The organism is Massilia orientalis (assembly GCF_030411975.2).
GTDB lineage: Bacteria > Pseudomonadota > Gammaproteobacteria > Burkholderiales > Burkholderiaceae_D > Telluria > Telluria orientalis.
Genome location: NZ_JASNRB020000011.1, coordinates 1 through 20,780, shown reverse-complemented (window position 1 = coordinate 20,780; position 20,780 = coordinate 1). Strand labels below are relative to the sequence as shown.

At 66.4% G+C, this 20,780-nt stretch carries 20 protein-coding genes and 2 pseudogenes; 12 read left to right on the top strand and 10 right to left on the bottom strand.

Annotation, left to right across the window (positions count from 1 at the left end; all coding sequences use genetic code 11):
• Nucleotides 1–220 precede the first annotated feature (220 nt).
• The 4 genes from QPK29_RS18390 to QPK29_RS18375 all read left to right on the top strand — a co-directional run bounded on the left by QPK29_RS18390 (nucleotide 221) and on the right by QPK29_RS18375 (nucleotide 3,997).
• Nucleotides 221–1,390, top strand: coding sequence for an MFS transporter (locus tag QPK29_RS18390; protein ID WP_400189797.1), 1,170 nt, complete (start codon nucleotides 221–223; stop codon nucleotides 1,388–1,390).
• Between the two features lie 153 nt (nucleotides 1,391–1,543).
• Nucleotides 1,544–2,176 carry a DUF4254 domain-containing protein gene (locus tag QPK29_RS18385; RefSeq protein ID WP_371770663.1) on the top strand — a complete coding sequence of 211 codons (633 nt, stop codon included), beginning with the start codon at nucleotides 1,544–1,546 and terminating at the stop codon, nucleotides 2,174–2,176.
• Entirely contained in the window at nucleotides 2,173–3,018 is an 846-nt protein-coding gene (locus QPK29_RS18380) for a glycosyltransferase family 2 protein (RefSeq protein WP_371770662.1), read from the top strand. Before QPK29_RS18385 ends, QPK29_RS18380 begins: the two co-directional genes overlap by 4 nt.
• Nucleotides 3,002–3,997, top strand: coding sequence for a glycosyltransferase family 9 protein (locus QPK29_RS18375; RefSeq protein WP_371770661.1), 996 nt, complete (start codon nucleotides 3,002–3,004; stop codon nucleotides 3,995–3,997). Before QPK29_RS18380 ends, QPK29_RS18375 begins: the two co-directional genes overlap by 17 nt.
• Here the strand turns inward: QPK29_RS18375 and QPK29_RS18370 are convergent.
• Entirely contained in the window at nucleotides 3,938–4,990 is a 1,053-nt protein-coding gene (locus QPK29_RS18370; RefSeq protein ID WP_056126890.1) for a glycosyltransferase family 9 protein, read from the bottom strand. The genes QPK29_RS18375 and QPK29_RS18370 overlap by 60 nt on opposite strands.
• A gap of 31 nt (nucleotides 4,991–5,021) precedes the next feature.
• Entirely contained in the window at nucleotides 5,022–5,528 is a 507-nt protein-coding gene (locus QPK29_RS18365; protein WP_371770660.1) for a N,N-dimethylformamidase beta subunit family domain-containing protein, read from the bottom strand.
• Between the two features lie 163 nt (nucleotides 5,529–5,691).
• Between QPK29_RS18365 and nudC the strand changes: the two genes are divergently transcribed.
• A complete protein-coding gene (gene nudC, locus QPK29_RS18360; protein ID WP_371770659.1) occupies nucleotides 5,692–6,513 on the top strand; it encodes an NAD(+) diphosphatase in 822 nt (273 codons plus the stop codon).
• A gap of 12 nt (nucleotides 6,514–6,525) precedes the next feature.
• Here nudC and QPK29_RS18355 read toward each other — a convergent pair whose 3' ends face one another.
• Nucleotides 6,526–7,398 carry a hypothetical protein gene (locus tag QPK29_RS18355; RefSeq protein ID WP_371770658.1) on the bottom strand — a complete coding sequence of 291 codons (873 nt, stop codon included), beginning with the start codon at nucleotides 7,396–7,398 and terminating at the stop codon, nucleotides 6,526–6,528.
• Nucleotides 7,399–7,547: 149 nt separating this feature from the next.
• Between QPK29_RS18355 and folE the strand changes: the two genes are divergently transcribed.
• Together folE and QPK29_RS18345 are read left to right on the top strand one after the other, a co-directional pair.
• Complete coding sequence (gene folE, locus QPK29_RS18350; RefSeq protein ID WP_160410791.1) at nucleotides 7,548–8,114, top strand: GTP cyclohydrolase I FolE; 567 nt, start codon at nucleotides 7,548–7,550, stop codon at nucleotides 8,112–8,114.
• 182 nt (nucleotides 8,115–8,296) lie between these two features.
• A pseudogene (locus QPK29_RS18345) lies at nucleotides 8,297–8,572 on the top strand (transposase); the annotation flags it as partial.
• Between the two features lie 97 nt (nucleotides 8,573–8,669).
• Here the strand turns inward: QPK29_RS18345 and QPK29_RS18340 are convergent.
• On the bottom strand, nucleotides 8,670–9,092 hold the full coding sequence (locus QPK29_RS18340; protein ID WP_371770657.1) for a hypothetical protein: 423 nt from the start codon (nucleotides 9,090–9,092) through the stop codon (nucleotides 8,670–8,672).
• Nucleotides 9,093–9,247: 155 nt separating this feature from the next.
• On the opposite strand from QPK29_RS18340, the gene QPK29_RS18335 reads away from it, so the two are divergent.
• Genes QPK29_RS18335 through QPK29_RS18325 form a run of 3 tightly spaced genes read left to right on the top strand, consistent with a single transcriptional unit; the run spans nucleotide 9,248 to nucleotide 13,060 of the window.
• Nucleotides 9,248–9,826: a (2Fe-2S)-binding protein gene (locus tag QPK29_RS18335; RefSeq protein ID WP_082577558.1), complete on the top strand. Its 579-nt coding sequence runs from the start codon at nucleotides 9,248–9,250 to the stop codon at nucleotides 9,824–9,826.
• Nucleotides 9,827–9,836: 10 nt separating this feature from the next.
• Complete coding sequence (locus QPK29_RS18330; RefSeq protein ID WP_371770656.1) at nucleotides 9,837–10,844, top strand: FAD binding domain-containing protein; 1,008 nt, start codon at nucleotides 9,837–9,839, stop codon at nucleotides 10,842–10,844.
• Nucleotides 10,841–13,060 carry a xanthine dehydrogenase family protein molybdopterin-binding subunit gene (locus tag QPK29_RS18325; RefSeq protein WP_371770655.1) on the top strand — a complete coding sequence of 740 codons (2,220 nt, stop codon included), beginning with the start codon at nucleotides 10,841–10,843 and terminating at the stop codon, nucleotides 13,058–13,060. The genes QPK29_RS18330 and QPK29_RS18325 overlap by 4 nt, the downstream gene beginning before the upstream one ends.
• Before the next feature lie 12 nt (nucleotides 13,061–13,072).
• Here QPK29_RS18325 and QPK29_RS18320 read toward each other — a convergent pair whose 3' ends face one another.
• The 6 genes from QPK29_RS18320 to QPK29_RS18295 all read right to left on the bottom strand — a co-directional run bounded on the left by QPK29_RS18320 (nucleotide 13,073) and on the right by QPK29_RS18295 (nucleotide 18,942).
• Nucleotides 13,073–14,560, bottom strand: a complete 1,488-nt coding sequence (locus tag QPK29_RS18320) for an efflux transporter outer membrane subunit (RefSeq protein ID WP_371770654.1) — start codon at nucleotides 14,558–14,560, stop codon at nucleotides 13,073–13,075.
• A complete protein-coding gene (locus QPK29_RS18315; RefSeq protein WP_371770653.1) occupies nucleotides 14,557–15,489 on the bottom strand; it encodes an efflux RND transporter periplasmic adaptor subunit in 933 nt (310 codons plus the stop codon). Before QPK29_RS18315 ends, QPK29_RS18320 begins: the two co-directional genes overlap by 4 nt.
• 7 nt (nucleotides 15,490–15,496) lie before the next feature.
• Entirely contained in the window at nucleotides 15,497–15,703 is a 207-nt protein-coding gene (locus tag QPK29_RS18310) for a DUF1656 domain-containing protein (RefSeq protein WP_025511664.1), read from the bottom strand.
• A gap of 11 nt (nucleotides 15,704–15,714) precedes the next feature.
• Nucleotides 15,715–17,757: an FUSC family protein gene (locus tag QPK29_RS18305; protein WP_371770652.1), complete on the bottom strand. Its 2,043-nt coding sequence runs from the start codon at nucleotides 17,755–17,757 to the stop codon at nucleotides 15,715–15,717.
• On the bottom strand, nucleotides 17,754–18,206 hold the full coding sequence (locus tag QPK29_RS18300) for a MarR family winged helix-turn-helix transcriptional regulator (protein ID WP_056126901.1): 453 nt from the start codon (nucleotides 18,204–18,206) through the stop codon (nucleotides 17,754–17,756). Before QPK29_RS18300 ends, QPK29_RS18305 begins: the two co-directional genes overlap by 4 nt.
• A gap of 103 nt (nucleotides 18,207–18,309) precedes the next feature.
• Entirely contained in the window at nucleotides 18,310–18,942 is a 633-nt protein-coding gene (locus tag QPK29_RS18295) for an HAD hydrolase-like protein (protein WP_056126966.1), read from the bottom strand.
• A gap of 151 nt (nucleotides 18,943–19,093) precedes the next feature.
• Between QPK29_RS18295 and QPK29_RS18290 the strand changes: the two genes are divergently transcribed.
• Nucleotides 19,094–20,305 carry an extracellular catalytic domain type 2 short-chain-length polyhydroxyalkanoate depolymerase gene (locus tag QPK29_RS18290; protein WP_371770651.1) on the top strand — a complete coding sequence of 404 codons (1,212 nt, stop codon included), beginning with the start codon at nucleotides 19,094–19,096 and terminating at the stop codon, nucleotides 20,303–20,305.
• Nucleotides 20,306–20,407: 102 nt separating this feature from the next.
• Nucleotides 20,408–20,703: pseudogene (locus QPK29_RS18285) on the top strand (Hcp family type VI secretion system effector); the annotation flags it as partial.
• Nucleotides 20,704–20,780 lie beyond the last annotated feature (77 nt).

The following is a 20,780-nucleotide window of genomic DNA, read 5'->3' as shown; positions in this document are numbered from 1 at the left end:
TTTACAACGCCCGCGCTTATTTCTCGTTATAAGTTCACATCTGGTTACAAACTGCCGGTGTTTGTCGGCATCCCGCAACGCTGAAAATTTTTTCCGAGTGGCAAAGCAAAGTTCTCGCAAACCGTTTAGAATTGCCTCCCATCAGCTTTCCACGCGCCAACCGCTCGGTTGGCGTTTGCTTTTTGATTCAGACATTTTTTTAAAAAAAGTCATCTACTAAATGCAAAATCATTTGCCCGTTACTGCTGCCGCCCGCTCCCGCAGCCTCCCGCTCGCGCAATCGCAGTCGTTCGCCCTGCCGCTCCTGTTTACGGTATTCGGCGTGATCATGGGTTCCTGGGCCGGCCGTATTCCGGCCATGGCCGAACGCGTGCACGTGTCGCACTCGGCGTTGTCGATGGTGCTGCTGTGCGGCGGCCTCGGTGCCGTTCTGTCGTACCCGATTTCATCGCGCATGATGAGCTCGTTTGGCGCCCGCAAGACCATGCTGTTTTCCGGCCTGGCCCTGCTGGCCGTGCTGGTCGCCATCGGCGGCGCACCGACCGTGCCGCTGCTGATGATGGCCGTCCTGGGCCTGGGCATCACGGCCAGCACGTTCGACGTCGCCGTCAACTCGGCCGCCACCCGCCGCGAAAAGCAGTCGGGCAAGTCGGAACTGGCGAAACTGCACGGCCTCGGCTGCGCCGGCGGCCTGGCGGGTGCGACCCTGGGCAGCCTGATGGCCGGCCTGCACATCGCGCCGCTCACGCATTTCGTGATGCTGGCCGGTCCGCTGGCCCTGGCGCTCTATTACGGTCATGCGTCGCTGGATGCGGACGACGCCGGTGAAGTCGTCGAGAAAAAATCGTTCTCGCTGCCGCGCGGTCCGCTGCTGTTCCTGGGCGCACTCGGCTTTTTCGGTTCGATGGCCGAAGGCAGCATCGCCGACTGGAGCGGCGTGTTCCTGAAAGAGCACTTCGGTGCGTCGGACGGCCTGGCGCCGCTGGCCCTGTCGTCGTTCTCCGTGATGACGTTGCTGGCCCGCCTCGTCGGTGACAAGCTCAAGGTGCGCTACGGTGCCCGTTCGCTCGTCACCAGCGGCTCGATGCTGGGCGCCGCCGGCCTGTTCTTCGCCGTGCTGTCGCCGAATGCCTGGTTCGCCCTGTTCGGCTTCGCCGTCGCGGGCATGGGCCTGGCGCTGGTGTTCCCGTTCGTGTTCAGCGCGGCGGGCGCGCAGGGTCCGGCGGCATTGGCCGGCGTGGCCAGCATGGCCTACAGCGGCAGCCTGATGGGCCCGCCGGTCATCGGCGCCATCGCCCAGGGCATGGGCATGCAGATCGCCATCGCCTACATCGGCGGCCTCGCCTGCCTGATCGCCTTCGTGGCCAGCCGCTCGCGCCTGCTGAAGTAATCTGTTCTCACCTATCCTCCTGTTCCGGGGCGGTCGCCGATGGCGCCGCCCCGTTTTTTTGCGCTGTGCCAAGGCCGCGCGCATTCCGCAGAACTCCAGTACGCCTGCGTACTCCAAGCAAACGTCACTCGTCTGCCCAGGATCGGAGTTGCCATGCAAAGCGAAATCGATGCCGTGTCCGTCGTCTGGTTCCACGACCGCCAGCTGCGCGAACGCGACTGGCCCGTGATGTCGCACGTCGCCGCCGATGCGGGCCGGTTGGGCGTATGGGAATGGATCGCCGCCAATCACCGCTACAACGGCCTGCTGTGGCGCGAGGAAGACCGGGCGCGCCGGCTGGACGTGCCCCCTTCCGAAATCGCGGCCGGCAAGCGCCTGATCGACCGCTACAACCAGAAACGCAACGACGCGGTCGAAGCCATCGACGAAGCGCTGCTGGCCACCCTGCGCCACGTCGTCTGCGTGCCCGATGCGCGGCTCTCCAGCGAAACGGCCGGCGCCATGATCGACCGCCTGTCGATCCTCGCGTTGAAGATCCACCACATGCGCGCGCAGACGCAGCGCGTCGATGCGGACGACGCCCACATCCGCGCGTGCACCGCCAGGCTCGACCGCCTGCTCGCGCAGCGCCAGGACCTGATGTCGTGCCTCGACCTGCTGCTCACGGAAGCGCGGGCCGGACGGGCCTATTTCAAGCTCTATCGCCAGTTCAAGATGTACAACGATCCCGCGCTGAACCCGTACCTCAACGGCCAGGTGCAGGGGGATGGAAGGGCGGCGCCGTGAACGAGACGATCGACGTCCTGATCCCGACCCGCAACCGCCCCGCTGCGCTCGCGGTCACGCTGACGGCGCTCGGCGCGCAGACCTGGCCGGCTTTGCGCATCGTGCTTGCCGACCAGTCGGATGGCGAAGGCGTCTGCACGCATGGCGAGGTGCAGGCGGTATTGCGCTACCTGCGCGTCACCGGCCGCGGCGTCGACACGTTCCGGCGCCCGCGCCGCCGCGGCATGGCCGAACAGCGCGCCTTCCTGCTGGCCGAGGTGCGCTCGCCGTGCTGCCTGTTCGTCGACGACGACGTGATCCTCGAACCGGACCTCGTCGCCCGTCTGCACGCCGCGCTACGGGAAGAGGGATGCGGCCTCGTCGGTAGCGCGCTGCACGGATTGAGCCACCTGGGCCAGTTGCGGCCGATGCAGGAAGCGATCGAATTCTGGGACGGTCCCGTGACGCCGGAAACCGTGCGGCCCGGCAGCCCGGCGTGGGCGCGTCATCACCTGCACAGCGCGGCGAACCTCTTTCACGTGCAGGCCCGCCTGGCGGGCGAAGCCGGAGCAACGCGGCGCTACAAGATCGCCTGGGTCGGCGGCTGCGTGATGTTCGATACGGCCAAGCTGCGCGCGGTGGGCGGCTTCGACTTCTGGCGCGATCTGCCGGCCCAGCATTGCGGAGAAGATGTGCTGGCCCAGCAGCGTGTGATGGCGCTTTACGGCGGCTGCGCGATATTTCCGTCCGGTGCGTATCACATGGAACTGCCGACGACCATCACGGCACGGGCCATCGATGCGCCGTATGTGTTGCCGCTCAGTGAGCCACACGACGAGCCGCACGATGCGACCGATCCATGACCGTCTCGATGACATGCGTGTCCACGACATGCGTGTCCACGACATGCGTGTCCACGATGTGCGCAAGATCGTCGTGCTGCGGCCCGGTGCGGTGGGCGACTTCGTGTTCGCGCTGTCGGCCCTGCACGCGTTGAAGCAGGCGTATCCCGGGGCCGAACTGGTCCTGGCGGGAAAAGCCTGGCATCGTGCGTTCCTGCAGGGGAGGCCGGGGCCGGTCGACCGGGTCGTCGAGGTGCCGCCCGTGCAAGGCGTCGGCGCACACGAGACTTCAACAGAAGAGGTCGAGCGCTTCGTCGACGCGATGCGCGCCGAGCGTTTCGACCTCGCACTGCAGATGCATGGGGGCGGGCGGCATTCGAATCCGTTGCTGTTGCGCTGCGGTGCGCGGCTGACGGCGGGGGCATGCGCGCCGGGTGTCCCCTTGCTCGATCGCTGGGTGCCGTTTCGCGCGCCCAGCCCGCGCAGGCTGGCCTTGCTCGAGATCGCGAGCCTGGTCGGTGCGGCCATGCGGTTGCCGCTTGATGCGCAACCGGAACTCGCGCTCACGGAAGCCGACCGGCACGAGGTCGTGGCGCGCATGCACGCGCCGGCCGCAGCGCTCGCAGGCCGGTTGAGCCTGGGCGGGCTGTGCGGCCTGCTGGCGCGTGCCGCGCTGCTTGTGTCGAACGACACCGGCCCACTGCACCTGGGCCTGGCGCTTGGTGTGCCGAGTGTCGGCATCTTCTGGCTGACGAATTTGATCGACGGTTTGCCGTTGCGGCCCTCGACCTTGCATGCGGCCATGTCGGTGCGGACACGCTGCCCTGTCTGCGATCAGGACAATCTGCGAGCGCGCTGTCCGCACGATGTGAGCTTTGTCGCCGATGTCGGCATCGACGAGGTGGAGGCGCTGGCCCATGCGGCATTGGCTCGTCAAGAGTCACCAGTAAGGCCACATGCCGACACTGCGCTGGCGGCTCGGCGCCGTGCCGGCCAGTAAGGCGCGTGCATGTTGCAGCACCACCTGGGCGCGCTCCGCACCGGGATCCCAGATGCAGCGGTGCGTGTGGCGGTCGAGCGGCGCCCAGCGGGCGATGTCGGCCTTGCTGAACACGACGATGCTTTTGAGCCTGAGGCCGGCCGCGATGTGGGACACGCCCGTGTCGTTGCAGAGCAAAAGCCTGGCATCACGCATCAGGACGGCCATCGCACCGATCGAGATGGGCGCGGCGGCGTCGACTGGCGGGTGGTGCATGCGGGACGCCACGTCGGCCGTCAGGTCCGCTTCCTCGGCCGATCCCGTCAACACCACCTTGAGGCCGAACTCGGCGGCGAGGCGGTCGCCGACCTTCGCGAACAAGGCCGCCGGCCAGCATTTGTCCCGCTTGCGCGCGCCCGGGTGGATGCACAGGTAGGCGCCGGGCGTGAGCGAGGCGCCGAGGCCGCTGGCGCGCCACTCGTCTTCGTCGTCGCGCGACAGCGGGAATTCCAGGTGGACGCCGGTCGACGGCGCGCCCAGTTGCTCCATCAGCGACAGGAGGCGCTCCGGTTCTGCCCCGATTTCCGGATAGGGAAACAGGACGGTGCGGTCGCGGACGACGGGCGCGCCACGGCAGAACCCGGCCATCGCCTGTGCGCCGAAGCCGCTGACGATGTCGTTGCTCACGTCGCCACTGCCGTGCAACTGGAGCGCCAGCGCGAACTGGCGGGTGCAAAGGCTGTTGTAGAAACGCGCGAGCGCAGCATGCCGGACCGGTTGCTCGGGCAGCAAAGGGTGGCCGGGAAAGGCGATGAATTCATCGACGTACGCACTGAACCGGTCTGCGAATTGCTGCGCCCACGGCAAACCCACCAGCGCGATGTGGGCACGGGGCACGGCGGCGCGCAGCGCGCGCAGGGCGGGCACCGTGCACAGCATGTCGCCCAGGTGAAGGGCGCGGAATACGATCACCGAAGGCGGATCGAGACGCTGCAGCAGTGGTCGACGGTACACTTGTTGCTCCTTTGTCGCCTGAGTTACCGCGCTACCTTCGCAACAGGCCATCGAGGACATTACGCGTGACGCGCTCCAGTTGGCGATCCCGGCCGGCGTCGAGGACTTGCGCCCAATCGGTGGTTCCGGCAGAAAACACGGTGCCGTTGCGTGTGAACAGGCCCATGGCGGCCGTGTGGATGCCTTCGCCGGCCGCGTGGCGTGCACGTGCCGGCAATTCCTGCCAGTCGGGGCCCAGGCGCGCCGCCGCCAGCAATGCATAGCCGTCCGGCGTACCGTCCTCGTCCGCCCAGACGGACAGCAATGCGTCATGGCCGGCATCGAAGACGTCGAGCGGGACGCCGTCGCATTCATAGCCCGCCAGCGGCGGCCAGCTATGCCGTCCGAGCGCGTCGCCGCGCGCCAGGCCGGTCTCGGTGAAGATCCAGTGATCGGGCTTCTGGACACGATAGCCGGCGGACCTGCGCGGACCATCCCACCAGCCGCCGCCGTGCCGGTAGCTGGCGCCGCTCAAGCTGTCTTCGGTCATCACGCTCATCGTCTCCTCCGCGTTGGGTTGCGCTGCGGTCCTGCTGAGGCTTGGAGCATGATGAGCTGGATTAGTTCATCCATTCGCGCGGTTGTTGGATGTCGATGGCGGCCTGAACGGTGCGGCGAAAGACGGTATCATCGAAGGCAATCCCTTTATGACCGGATACCTCATGCTCCAGACGCCCGCCTCGTTCACGCCCCTGATGGCTCCGCAGCAGGATGCCGCACCGCTGTCCTTCGTCTTCCACGGCGGGCGGCTGCTCGTGCGCGAGGCCGACCTCGGCCTGCCCGACGAGGCCGCGGTGCGCAGCCTCGCGCTCGACCCGCCGCGCCTGCAGCCGGTGGGCCTGCTGGACGACCGTTATTGCCAGGCCGCCTGGGTCGACGACGAGGCCCTGGCACCGCCCGGCCACGCCTGGCGCGGGCTGCGTTCGCTGTTCGGCGAGTTCGACGAAGGCCACCTTGGCGTGGCCGCGCGCGCCTGCCAGATCGCCGAATGGGCGCGCACGCACCGCTTCTGCGGCGCCTGCGGCAGCGGCACCGTGCTGGCGGCGGGCGAGCGCTGTTTCAAGTGCGTGAACTGCGGCCACATGGCTTATCCGCGCATTTCGCCGGCGATGATGGTCCTGATCCGCAATGGCGACAAGGTGCTGCTGGCGCTGCACACGCAGTCCGCCGTCAAACGCTTCGTGCCGCTGGCCGGCTTCCTGGAAGCGGGCGAGACGATCGAGGAAGCCGTGCACCGCGAAGTGTTCGAGGAAGTGGGCCTGCGCGTGCACAACCTGCGCTATTTCGGCAGCCAGTCGTGGCCGTTCCCGCACTCGCTGATGATCGCGTTCACGGCCGATTACCTGGACGGCGACATCCGTACCGATCCCAACGAGATCAGCGAGGCGCGCTGGTTCGGACCGGGCGACGAGTGGCCGGAGCGCGTGGCGCACGTGTCGATCTCGAGCATGCTGGTCGACAGCCACCGTCCGCCCGGCCGCTGACGGCCAGCCCCCTTACGGTACCGGCGTAGCTGCGATCCTGCCTTCCACGCGCAGCGCCAGCGGCGTTTCTTCCGGCCGCGTGCCCGTGCTGCGCATGCGCACGACGCGCTGCATCAGGTCGAACCAGAACGGGGCGCCGAACAGCGCGGTCGACGCCGTGACGATCCAGCCCGCGATCTGCAGCGCGAAATCGGCATTGGCTACCAGCGGGAACCGCGTCCAGCCGATCGGCAGCGCCATCAGGGCGTCGAACACGGCCGGGTCCAGGGCGCCGGGCGCGTCATGGAGATGCGCCGCGAGGGCCGGCTGCTGCCACAGCGTGCGGAACAGATGGATGCTGTCGATGTTGAACAGGATCGCCAGCAGCAGCGCCAGCAGCAGGGAAATCAGCAACTGGCGCCGTTTATAGGCGCCGGACATGCGCGCCATCGCGTTGTCGAACCAGCCGGCCAGCATGTCCTGGAATTGCTGCAGGTCGCGCGCGCGCCCGTACAGCCCGCGCATTACCTGCCGGACCTGCGGATCGGGAATCGTCTCGATGGCGTTGCCGAGCTGGGCGAAGTCGCCCGGCACTTTCCACAGGCTGTCCACCAGCGCAATCGCAAAATGCGCCGGTTCGATGTACGATGGCCGCGTACGCATGTCCCGTTCGCTCGGCTGCGTGCCGTCCGCATGCGGGTTGACGAGCGGATGCTGGTAGACGGCACGCGCCAGCCCGTCGAAGCGGGAGTCGTTGAGCATGCTCTTGACGCCCGCCAGCAGGGTGTTGGCACGCAGCCGGAACGCCGCGGCCAACGCTTCCTGCAAGGTGCTGACGATCAGGGCGACCGTGCCATAACAAAATGTCAGGCCGATCGCGACTTCCAGGACGGTGCTCCCAAGCATGGCTGTTCTCCGCGCAGTGACAAGGACGTCGACTACGCTAGCGCATCCGCCACAGTCCGGCTTTCGTTTTGCGCAAGGAAGCCGCCGTCATCGGTGGATCCGCTCCATTTTCTATATACTCTCGGCAATCGAAAATTTTAGGGTTAACCATGTCTGACAAAGAAGTCTTCACCGAGAATGACTGGCGCCGCCTGCTGGTAAGCCTTGGCGAAGATCCCAATCGCTCCGGCCTGCACGAGACGCCCGCGCGTGTCGCCAAGGCCTGGAAACACTGGACTTCCGGCTACGACCAGGATCCGGTCGAGATCCTCAAGGCGTTCGAAGACGGCGCCGAGGAATACAACGAATTGATCGTCGTGCGCGGCATTCCGGTCTACAGCCATTGCGAACACCACCTGGCGCCGTTCTTCGGCAAGGCGACGGTGGGCTATCTGCCGAACGGCAAGATCGTCGGGCTGTCGAAGCTCACGCGCCTCGTCGACGTGTTCTCCAAGCGCCTGCAGGTGCAGGAACGCTTGACGGTCCAGATCGCCAACACGCTGATGGAAGTGCTGGAACCGAAGGCCGTGGGCGTGGTCATCAAGTGCCGCCACATGTGCATGGAAAGCCGCGGCATCCGCACGCCGGGCGAGGAAACCATCACGTCGACCCTCCTGGGCGAACTGCAGCCGAACCTGGCGCTGCGCACCGAGTTCCTGGCGCTGGCCCGCGACTGACGGCCTGCCCGACCCCGCACGGATGGCGCCGCAAAAAAAAGGCGCCATGATTCCGAACACGCTGCTAGACTGTATTTACTGGGCGCCGTGTTCGAATCCGTCGCGACAATGCGCTACGCCCCGTCGATGATCGGGAACCTGTTCCGGATCATGTGTCTCCAAGTGAATTTGAGGCGATCGACATGGCCAGGCAAACCTTTCCAAGCGATGTACCGCGTGAACAGTTCGAGACCGTGCGTGAAATGCTCGAAGCGGCCCGCCGCAAGACCCGGCCGCGCAAGCACGACCTGTACGATGTGTTCTGCGCCGTCCTGTACTTCCTCCACACCGGCAGCGCCTGGCGCAGCATGCCGCCCGAGTTTCCGCCCTGGCGTACCGTGCATGAATATTTCACGCAATGGACGATGCTGCGTGACGGCGACCGCACCCTGCTCGAGCAGACGCTCGACCGGCTCGGGCGCACGGCTGAAATCGCACGGCTGCGCCAGCTGACCGGGCAGCACTGATCCGGGCTGCGTTGCCGGATGACCGGCCTGCCGCCGGCGGGTGTGAGCGCTAGCGCGTGGCCGCCACCGAGCCTTCCGCCGGCTCGAACACGAGCTTCTTTTGCGCATCCATGTGGAACACGCCGATCGGCTGGGCCTGCACATTGTCCGACGGTTCCGGCAACTGGCTGCAGGTACGGGTTTCCAGCTGCCACATCGCGTCGCCCGCGCGCAGCACGAAGGTGTCGTCGCCCGTGGAGAACAGCTCGACGTTCAGGTCGGCCAGCGGCGTCTTGCCGAGGTCGAACTGGCGCTGGCAGTCCGGCAGGCGCGACGCGATCACCCGCAGGCCCGCCTGTTTGCTCCAGAAATAATCCTGCGTGACGACCACCGTCAGGGCGTGGTCGTTGCTGTCGATCGTGTAGCTGGCCGATTCGTTGACGCAGCCGGCCAGCAGCAAGAGCGGTGTCAACAGGAGCAAGGGGGAGCGCATGGTCATGTCCGGGTTGCTGATGCTTCTGTGCATCTCTGCGCGAGTATAGAGCGCTTCAAACACTTGCCGCAACGGCACGCTTCTCGCGCGCTCCCCGATTTTTTGATTTCGGAGATGATGAATCAGGCAATCCATCTTCGAAAGCGAGCAAAGTCATGCCAGACGATGACCAGAGTCTATCGGAGCAGCGTGCGCAGGGCGCGACGTTGCTCCATGCGCCGCCGCAACCGCTCACCTTGCGGATCAATGGCGCCGAGCACAACCTGACGATCGAACCCCGCGTGACCCTGCTGGACGCGCTGCGCGAGGTGCTGGGCCTGACCGGCACCAAGAAGGGCTGCGACCGCGGCCAGTGCGGGGCCTGCACGGTCCTCGTGGACGGCCAGCGCATCAACGCCTGCCTCACGCTGGCGATGATGCACGACGGCCGCGAGATCACGACCGTGGAAGGCCTCGGCGAGCAAGGGCAGCCGCACCCGATGCAGCAGGCCTTCATGGATTGCGACGGCTTCCAGTGCGGCTATTGCACGCCGGGACAGGTGTGTTCGGCGGTGGCGCTGCTGGACGAAGTGAAGGCAAGGCAGGCCAGCATGCTGACCGAAGGCGACCAGCTGGCGCCGGGCGCGCTGTCCGAAGACGAGATCCGCGAGCGCATGAGCGGCAACCTGTGCCGCTGCGGCGCCTATCCCAACATCGTCAAGGCCATCCACAGCGTGGTCTTGCGCCAGGCATAGGGGGACGTGCATGCAATCGATCTTCTACGACCGTGCCAGGGATGTGAACCACGCGCTCGAGCTGGCGCGCCAGCCGGGTGCGAAATACATCGGCGGCGGCACCAACCTGCTCGACCTGTACAAGAGCGGCATCGAAAAGCCTGTCCGCCTGATCGATGTGAGCCGGCTCGCGCTGGCCGACATCGACGAGCTGCCGGGTGGCGGCCTGCGCATCGGCGCGATGGCCAGCAACACGGCGGCCGCGAATCATCCGCTCGTGCGCCAGCGCTATCGCCTGCTGTCGGAGGCGCTGCTGAACGGCGCGTCGGCCCAGCTGCGCAACATGGCGACCATCGGCGGCAACCTGCTGCAGCGCACGCGCTGTTATTACTTTACCGATCCCGCTTTCCCCCGCTGTAACAAGCGCGATCCCGGCTCGGGCTGCGACGCCATCGACGGCCACAACCGCATCCACGCGATTTTGGGCGCGAGCCCGCACTGCATCGCGACCAATCCTTCCGACATGAGCGTGGCCCTCGTCGCGCTCGATGCGGTCATCCACCTGCAGGGGCCGGACGGCGCGCGGCAGCTGCCCGTCGCCGAGTTCCACCGCTTGCCGGAGGACCGCCCGCAGGACGACACGGTGATCCGCCCCGGCGAACTGATCACGGCGGTGGAATTGCCGCCTACGCCGTTTTCCAGGCATGCGCACTACCTGAAGGTGCGCGACCGGGCCAGCTATGCGTTCGCGCTCGTGTCGGTGGCGGCGGCCGTCGACGTGGACGGCGACACCATCCGCGACCTGCGCATCGTGCTGGGCGGCGTGGCCCATAAACCCTGGCGGGCGCTGGGTGCGGAGCAGAGATTGCGCGGCCAGTCGCTGGGCGCGCTTACCGACGACGTGCTGGGCAAGGTCGGGGCGGATGCCGTCGCCGGTGCGCAGCCGCATGCGCACAACGCGTTCAAGGTCGAACTGGCGCAGCGCGCGGTCGCGCGGGCGCTGCGGATCGCGACGGGTGAGATGGGAGGCATGGCATGACGATCACGGGCGCTCCCATCAATCGCGTCGACGCATGGGCGAAAGTCAGCGGCGCGGCGTGCTATTCGGCCGAGCATCCGGTCGACAACGTAGCCCATGCGGTCCTGGTCACGAGCACGATCCCCAGCGGACGCGTGCTCTCCATCGACGACAGCGCGGCCCGCGAGGTGCCGGGCGTGCTGCTCGTGATGACGCCCGCGAACGCCATGCGGCTTCCTCCCAACATGAAGGACGGCAAGCTCCAGCCGCCGATCGGGCGCAGGCTGACCCTGCTGCAGGAAGACGACGTCTATTACAACAACCAGCCGATCGCCGTCGTCGTGGCCGACACGTTCGAGCGCGCGCGCGAGGCGGGCGCCCGGCTGCGCATCGAGTACGAACGCAAGCCGGCCGTGCTCGATTTCGAGGAGGCCAAGGCGTCCGTGCATCCGCCGGAAAAAGTGTTGACGGAAGAAACCGACACGAAGCGGGGCGATTTGCAGGCGGGGCTGCTGGCCGGCAGCGCGCGGATAGACGTCACCTACACGACGCCGGTCGAGAACCACAACCCTCTCGAAACGCATGCGACGATCGCCCAGTGGGACGGCGACCGCCTCACCCTGTACGACTCGACGCAATACATGAAGGGCGTGCAGCGCATCGTCGCGAGCATCTTCGGTATTCCACCCGAGAACGTCACGGCGATCTGTCCGTACGTGGGCGGCGGCTTCGGCGCTAAGGGTTCCGTGTGGTCGCACGTGGTGCTCGCCGCGATGGCAGCGAAGCAGCTGGGGCGTCCCGTGAAACTGTCGCTGGACCGCAACCAGATGTTCGGCCCGGTCGGCACCCGCCCGAACACCGAGCAACGCATGCGCATGGCGGCGCTGTCGGACGGCCGCATGACGGCATCCAGCCACGACACGATCGCCTACACGTCGATGATCGAGGACTGGATCGAGCCGTGCGGCCTCGTCACGCGCATGATGTACGAGAGCCCCAACCAGGCAACGTCGCACCGGCTGGCACGCATGAATCTCGGTACGCCCACCTTCATGCGCGCGCCCGGCGAGGCCACCGGTTCGTACGCCCAGGATTGCGCGATCGACGAGCTGGCCTACGAGCTGCACATGGATCCGCTGGATCTGCGCCTGAAAAACTACACGGAGCGCGATCCCGGCAAGGACTTGCCGTTTTCGAGTAAATCGCTACGCCAGTGCTACGAGATCGGCGCCGAGCGCTTCGGCTGGCGCGACCGCAACCCGCAGCCGCGCTCGATGCGGCAGGGGAGCAAGCTCGTCGGATGGGGCATGGCGACGGCGAGTTATCCGACGAACCGTTCGGCGGCGGAATGCTCCGCGACCTTGCTGCCGGACGGCACCGCGCTGTTCCGCTCCGGCACGCAGGACCTCGGCACCGGCACCTATACCGTGATGACCCAGGTGGCGGCGGATGCGCTCGGCGTGCCCGTCGACCGCGTGCGTTTCGAGCTGGGCAATTCGCAGATGCCGGAAGCGCCCGTCTCGGGCGGATCGACGACGGTGGCCAGCGTGGCGCCGGCCGTGCAGGCGGCGGGGAGGGCGTTGCGCCTGAAACTGCTCGGCATCGCGGCGGCCGATGAATGCTCGCCCTTGTTCGGCGCGACGGCCGACCAGGTGGGCGTGGATTCGACGTCGGATGGTGGCGAGCTCTACCTGCTGGACGATCCGGCGCGGCGTGTAGCGATGCAGGCCATCGCCGCACGCCACGGCGGTCCCGTGGAGGTGACGGCCAAGGCCGAGCCCGGCGACGCGAAGCAGAAGTACTCGATGCATGCGTTCGGCGCCGTGTTCGTCGAGGTGACGGTGGACGAAGACCTGGGCGAGATCCGTGTGCCGCGCGTCGTGGGCGTCTACGGCGTCGGCAAGCTGATGAACGAAAAGACGGGCTACAGCCAGCTGATGGGCGGCATCGTCTGGGGCATCGGCCTGGCGCTGTTGGAAGAGACGCTGATCGACAAGCGGGAAGGCCGCGCGGTGAACGGCAACCTGGCCGAGTACCACGTGCCGACGAATGCCGACATCCAGGCGATCGACGTGCAGATCGTCGACGAGGACGACCCGCATGTGAACCCGCTGGGCGCCAAGGGCATCGGCGAGATCGGCATCACGGGCGTGGGCGCCGCCATCGCGAATGCCGTGTTCCACGCGACGGGCAAGCGGGTGCGGGATTTGCCGATCACGCTCGATAAATTGTTGTGAACGCCGGGCGCGTCACTCCGCGTGATGCGCCTGCGCGACATGCTCCTCGCCATGCTTGGCATGCGTGTTCTCCCAGCCGCCACCCAGTGCGAGGAACAGCTGCACCTGATCCGCCGCCAGCTGGGCATCGGACGCCGCGAGGACGCTCTCGGCGCTGGCCAGGGTGCGGTCCGTGTCCAGCTGGGACAGGAAGTCGGTGCGGCCGAACTGGTACAGCTTGGCCGACTGGCGCGACGCCAGCGCGCTCTGGTCGCGTGCGGCGCGCAGGGCGGCGTTGCGGTCGAGCTCGCGGGCGTAGACGGTGAGCGCGCTTTCCGTCTCGCGCAGTGCGTTCAGCACGACCGAGTCGAAGCGGGCCAGCGCACCGGCCGTGCCGGCCTTCGCCTGCGCGATGTGCGAGCGGGCGGAGCTGGTCGCCGGCAGGCTCCATGAGATCAGCGGGCCCAGGCTGAACTTCCACGTGTTCGCATCGTTGAACTGGTTCATCATGCCGATCATGCCGACCGACGCACCCAGGTTGATGTTCGGGTACAGCTCGGCCGTCGCCACGCCGATGCGCGCGGTGGCGCCGGCCAGCTGGCGTTCGGCCTGGCGCACGTCGGGGCGGCGGCGCAGCAGGGCGGCGCCATCGCCGACGGGGATTGTCGCGGCCACGCGCGGCGGCGTCGAACATTGCGCGACCTCGGCCGGGAACTGGCTCGGCACTTCACCTGTCAAAACAGCCAGACGGTACAGCGCCGTGCGGCGGCGCGCTTCCAGCGGCGGCAGGTTGGCGCGCAATTGTTCGAGCTGGGCTTGTGCACGGGTGGTGTCGATGGCGATGCCGCGGCCGCGCTTGACGCGTTCGGCCGTGAGATTCACGAACTTCCGCTGCAGATCGACGGACTCCTGCGCCACTTTCAGCTGGTAGCCGGCCGAACACGCTTCCGCATAGGCGCGGGTCGTGTCGGCCGCGACGATCACGTGCGTGAGGTCGCTGGCCGCCTGCGCGGCTTCGACGTCCGCTTCCGATGCTTCGACGGCGCGGCGGATGCGGCCCCACAGGTCGAGCGTGTAGCCGATCTTGACGTCGGCGTCGTACAGGCCGTCGGTGGGGAGTTGTTCCGGGATGCCCAGCTGCGCGCCGGCGATCCGGCCGTATTGCGGGGCGGCGCTCATCTCGACTTCGGGGCGCTTCTTTTCCTCGACCTCTTCCAGCACGCCATGCGCGCGCTGCAGGTTGGCGGCGGCCACGCGCAGGTCGGCGTTGTTGGCGAAGGCCTTGGCGACCAGCTTGTCGAGCAGCGGGTCCTGGTACAGGCGCCACCAGTCGGCCGGAAGCGGTTCGGACTTGAAGGACTGCTCGGCCGCGCCCATGAACGGGGCATTGGCCGCGTCGCGCTTGATCACGGCCTCTTTCGGCACGTGGTAGTCGGGGCCCACCGTCGTGCAGGCGGCGAGCGCGGCCGCCAGCAGCGACAGCGTGAAGACTTTCTTGACGGAGGATCGGTAGCGGTTCATGACGATTTACGCGTGGTAGTCGCGGCGGGAACGGCAGCCACCGCCTGGGCCGCAGGTTTGGTCACAGCAGGCAACACCTTCACCGTCGCCGTCTGCCCGGCAACGAGTCGCACATTGGCCGGCACCTGGTCGATGGCGATGCGTACCGGCACGCGCTGCGCGAGGCGGACCCAGTTGAAGGTCGGGTTCACGTTCGGCAGCATGTTGGCGCCGGTGCTGCGGTCGCGGTCCGTGATGCCTTCGGCGAAGCTTTCCACATGGCCGCGGATCGGCTGGCGCGTGCCCATCAGGGTGACGTCGACCGCGTCGCCGAGCTGGATGCCGGGCAGCTTCGTCTCTTCGAAATAACCTTCGACGTAGAACGAGCTGCTGTCGACGACGGCCATCACCGGATGCGCCGCGGTGGCGTACGCGCCTTCGCGCAGGTCGAGGTTCGTCACGATGCCGTTGACGCTGGAGACGACGCGCGTGCGCTCGAGGTTCAGCTTCGCCGTGTCGCGGTTGACGATGGCCTGGGCAAGCGCGGCCCGCGCCTGGTCGCTGCGGGTCTGGCCCTGCTCTCGGGTTTCCTGCGACACGAGGTCGTCGAGCTGGGTGTTACGCTGGTTCTCGCGCAGCGCCTGGGCCAACGCCGCCTGGGCCGCCGTCACCTGGGCTTCGCTCTGGCGCAAGGCCAGTTCGAAGCGGGCGCGGTCGATGTCGAACAGCGCCTCGCCGGCCTTCACCTGCTGGTTGTCGTGGACGTAGACCTTGGTCACCTGGCCCGTCACGTCGGGCGCGACCTGCACGACATAGGCTTTCACGCGGCCGTCGCGCGTCCAGGGCTCGACCTCGTAATGGCGCCACAGCTGCCAGCCCGCGTAGACCGCGCCCGCGGTCACCACCGCCGTGATACTTACCCGGCCAATTGTCGACAAAATAGTTTTCATAGCCATCTCAGGACCAGTTGCGTGTGTAATACGTCAGTGCGCCGAGCACGATGACGAACAGGGAAAAATCGAACAGGGCCGGGTGCCAGACGACGCGATAAAAGCCCGTCTTCGCCAGGACCAGGTTGATGAGCCGCGAGACCACCAGCGCCGCTAGCGTGAGCAGCAGGAGCGGAGGAACGTAGAGGCCGTAGATGCTGACTTCGCCGATCATCGGATCTCCTTTCAGATTGCAGTTGCCAGCGAGGGCTGATAAGCCGCCGCCTTGGGAAACAGGTCGCGCCGCATGCCGGTGAGGGCGGCGAGCGCCTCGCGCTGGGCCGCGTCGCGTTCGCCGGCGCAGATGGCGCGCAGGGCGTTGTCGAGCGTGTCCAGCAGGCTGCGTTCGCAGCCGGCGTCGACCCTGGGGCGCAGCGCGAAATGGCGCGACAGCTGCTTCATCAGCGGGCCGACGGCCGCGTCGCCGCGGCCCAGCCGGGCGCGTACGCTTTGCAGCAGGGTCATGTTCAAGCCGATGCGCAGGTCGCGCAGCGCGTCGACGGCCTGCAGGTCCTGGTCCTTGCCGGCCAGCGCGAGGCGCGGGGTCAGCTGGCCCACGCGGTCGACCATCCTGGCCGAGAATTCCGGCAGCGACGGCACGCGCTCGCCAGTGCCCATGCGCGACAGCTCGCTCCAACCGGCCTTGAGCAGGCGGCGCGCCGTCCAGCCGGCGCCCACGCGGCGGAACACGCTCGTCGTGACGGCGGCCGCGATGTAGCCGACCACCTGCGCCAGCGTGCTGTTCACGAAGGACACCATGTCGGCGTTGTGCGTGTCGATCATGGCCAGGGTGCCGCAGATGGCGAACAGGAACGGCATGGCACGTCCGAACGTCGAGGGCCGCGCGAGGAAGACACCCAGTGCGAGGAAGGTCGGGGCGCACGCCAGGACGAACGACTCGAAGTTGTGCACGGCAGGCAGGATGCCCAGCAGGTACAGGGCCGACAGCGGGATCGCGTAGATCGAATACCACATGAAGGTCTTGATGAATGGGACCGGATCGTCCTGCGTGGAGAAGAAGCAGCACAGCACGGCCGTCATCATCGGGGCGGCCGCGCCGGACGGCCAGCCGGTCAGGATCCAGAATGCGCAGCAGGCCAGCACGGCGACGGCCGCGGCGAACGCGGACAGCAGGGCCATGCCGCGGTCCAGGTGCAGCGCGCTCACCGGCACGCCCGGCAGGTGGCGCACGGCCTCGGGCAGGCGCCCGTGCACGCCGGCGTCGATGTGCTGGCGCAGCGCGCGCGTCTCGACGCAGATCTCGATCAGGCGCCGCAGCCGGGCGGCCAGGTTCACTTCGATCATGCCGGTCCAGCCCAGCGTGTCGTCGACCTTCGGTTCGAGGGCGTCGATGCGTTGGCGCAGCGCGGCGCCCTGCGCATCGATGACCACGTCCTTTGGGCTCTCGGTGAGGGCGACGACGTCGCGCAGCAGCGCGTGCCACCGTTCCGACACCTCGGTGGCGCCCAGTTCGCGCAGCGCCGTCAGGCGGTCTTCGACGCCGGAGACGATCGGCACGAACGCGGCCAGGCGTTCCTGCAGCGCATTGACCGCCTTTTCCGTCCAGCGCAGGTGCGATGTGTCGAACGGCAGGTGCGTGGTCATCAGGCGCATCTCCGTAATGTCGCCGGCGAGCTTGCGGCGGTCGGAGGCGGAGCGCGTGTCGCCGGCCGGATTCAGCGCATCGCGGATCCAGTGCTGGGCGTCGCGCACGGCATTGTCCAGGCGCGCCACCAGCATCGGACCGAACGGCTGCGGCAGCACGAGGCTGTGCACGACGGTGGCGCACGTGATGCCGAGCAGGATTTCCTCCACGCGCGCGAGGACGATGTCGAAGATGGCGGCCGGCTCATTGACGGCGGGGAAGGCGATGAGACCGGCGGTATAGCCGCCCAGCATCAGCATGTACGAACGCGGCGTGCGGTCGAGCAGTGAAAAATACAGGCAGCCGGCAATCCACAGCGCCAGCACCAGCGACAACAGTTCAGGGGAATTGATCAGCCGCGGCACGAGGAACGTGACGGCGATGGCGCCCAGCACCGTGCCGCCCGCGCGGTACAGCCCCTTGGAGCGGACGGGGCCGGCGAACGGTGCGGCGCAGATATAGGCCGTCATCATGGCCCAAAACGGTCGCGGCAGTCCGATGCGCATCGATACATAGACCGAGAGCATCGCTGCCGCGAATGACTTGACGGAGAACAGGATCTCCGACCGGGTTGGCAAGTTCATGCGGCCTGGATGGTGGTGATGGCCGTCGGCAGGCCGGACAGGACACGCAGCGTGGCCTCGACGTCGGCCGCGTCGAACTGCCCGAACAGTTTGCGGCGGAAGGGCGTCAGCGCCTGGTCCATCTGGTGGGCGGTCTTGAGGCCCTCGTCGGTCAGGCGCAGGATCTTGGCGCGGCGGTCCTGCGGATCTTCATGGCGCTCGACGAGGCCCGATCCGATCAGGTGGTCGACGACGCGCACGAGCGACGACGCTTCCAGGCTCAGCGTCTCGGCCAGGATGCCCGGCCGCACGCCGTTCTCGCCGAAGCGGTGGATGACCAGCACCGGCAGCCCGGTCGCCTGCGACAGGCCGAAGTCGGATGCGACCTTGTCGGCGGCGGCACGGTAGGCGCGCGACGCGTGGGTCAGCGCGGCGGTGAGACTGCTCAGGGTCTGGTCGGTGAGTCGCATGTTGATCCTTGTAAATACTTCTCTTGTTCACTGTTGATATACGAAAGTTTAGCATGCGAAGTATTTTCCTTCAAGCCAGCCGCCGATATGTGCGCGGGACAGGTCAGGATGCGGGGGCGATGCGGCGCAGATCGGCCGGCGTGACGAACTCGGTGGCGCATGCCTGCGCGCGCAGCGCTTCGATCGTGGCAATGCCCCAGTGGACGGCGCCGAACGCCACGCCGGCTTTCTGGGCCGCCTCCGCATCCGTCGCCTGGTCGCCGACATACAGGGCATCCGCCGGCGCCACGCCGCAGGCCTTGAGCACGGCGCGGATGCGGCTCGCCTTGCCGAACACGGACATGCCGCATTCGAAGCGCCGGATCAGCGCCGCCAGCTCGGGTCCCAGCACCGCGCGCACATTGTGCTCGGCATTCGACGAGACGACGGTAAGCACCACGCCCCGGTCGTGCAGATGGCGCAGCGCGTCGGCGATGCCGTCGAACAGGGGAATCGCGTGGGCGCTGTCGCGCATCATCGTCATGAAGGTCTTCGACGCGAGCGGCAGCTTCCAGGCCGGCATGCCGACATGGTCCATCATCTGGCGCACGTGGAGGTGGCGCAGCTCGTCCGCGCGCGCGACGTCGATGCGGCGAAAGCCGTGCTGGTCGGCGATCGTGTTGAAGACGGTGAGGACGAACGGGAACGAGTCGGCGAGCGTGCCGTCGAAATCGAACATGGCGAGGCGGTAGGTCATGCGCACATGGTACACGCGGCGTGTTTCAGCTCTGGATGCATCGTTTTTTGCACAGCCGCCTGATCGCAAGCGCACATCGCTTTGCGCTTGCACATCGGTCTGCCTCATCTAAGCTGATCCGGGTCAAACCTATAAAACAACCGGAGACAGCATGACCATCCTGATCAGGGCAAGGCAGCTTGCCGGCATCCTCATTGGTTTTCTCGGCACGAGCGCCTTCGCGGCGGTCGTCGCTTTACCGAAGTACAACGTCAGCGTGAACGACGTGTCGGTCTCCGGTTTTTCCTCCGGCGCCCACATGGCGGCGCAGATGCATTTCGCGTATTCGAAAACGGTGAAAAAGGGCGCAGGCATCATCGCCGGCGGGCCCGTCTACTGCTCGCAGGGGAATGTCGCGATCTCGGTCGGTCCGTGCATGGCGAATACCGGCTCGCGCAATCTGCCGTACCTGATGTCGGTGGTGAATACGTGGTCGGGCAATGGCTATATCGACCCGACCAGCAATATGGCCGCATCGAAGGTCTATCTGCTGTCGGGAACGATCGATTCCACGGTCCGCCAGCCCGTGATGGACGACCTCAAGACGATGTACGGTTCGTACCTCCCGACCGCCAATATCTATTACAAGAACAATCTCGCGGCCGAGCATTCGATCCCGACGGATTTCTTCGGCAACGGCTGCGCCATCAACGGCATCCCGTACGTCAACAACTGCAACTTCGATACCGCGGGCGAGATCCTGAAATGGATTTATGGGCCATTGAATCCGAAGAACACGGGTGTGCTGTCCGGCAGCTTCATCAACTTCGACCAATCCGTTTTCTGGGGCAATTTCAATCCGAATTTTTATAGCATGGCCAACAGCGGCTACGCCTACGTGCCGGCCAGCTGTGCCGCGGGTCAATCCTGCCGGCTGCACGTGGCATTCCACGGCTGCCTGCAAAGCGCATCCGTCGTCGGCACGGCGTTTTACCAGAATGCCGGCTATAACCGTTGGGCCGATACGAACAACGTGATCGTGCTGTATCCGCAAACGATCGTCACCGCGAACAATCCCGGCGGATGCTGGGACTGGTGGGGCTACGAGGACGTGAATTTCCCGGCCAAGAGCGGCGGGCAAATGGTCGCCATCAAGACGATGATCGACAAGATCGTCAGCGGCAATGTGGCGGCGCCATTCACGTGCAGTCACTGGTATGCCAGCAATGTGTCGCACGTGTCGGCGGGCCGGGCTTACATCGGGGCGGATGGGCAGGTGTATGCGAAGAATTCGAACCAGTACCTGGGGTATTACATGGTCGCCGCTTATACGGATGTGAGGCAGACGTCGGTGGGGTATTACGCGTATGGCAGTTGTTCGTGACCAGCTCCTTGATTGACCAAGCGCATCGAGCCTGCCGAGCTTGGGTGAATACTTCAGCTTTTCATCGCAGAAGTGATTCACCCTCTAACGCGGAGATGATCCATGGCAATCGACGTATATCTGCAAATCGACGGCATCAAAGGAGAGTCGCAGGATTCCACCACCAGGGATGGATCGAACTGACGTCAGCCCAATGGGGTGTTTTGCAGCCCAAGTCAGCGACAGCATCAACTGCCGGGGGCCACACTGCCGAACGCTGCGAGCACCGCAGCATTACAGTAACGAAGCTGGCCGACCTGGCTTCGCCGCTGTTGATGCAGACTTGTTCGGTTGGGAAAACGATCCCGAAAGCCAAGCTTGAATTCATGCGTGCCGATAGCGACGGCAAGCCGGTGAAGTAAAGTGGACCCATCAGTCAAGACACTCAGCCGGCTAGTTTAAGCTGTGTCCGTTTCCGTTTCCGCTTCTGCAGCTG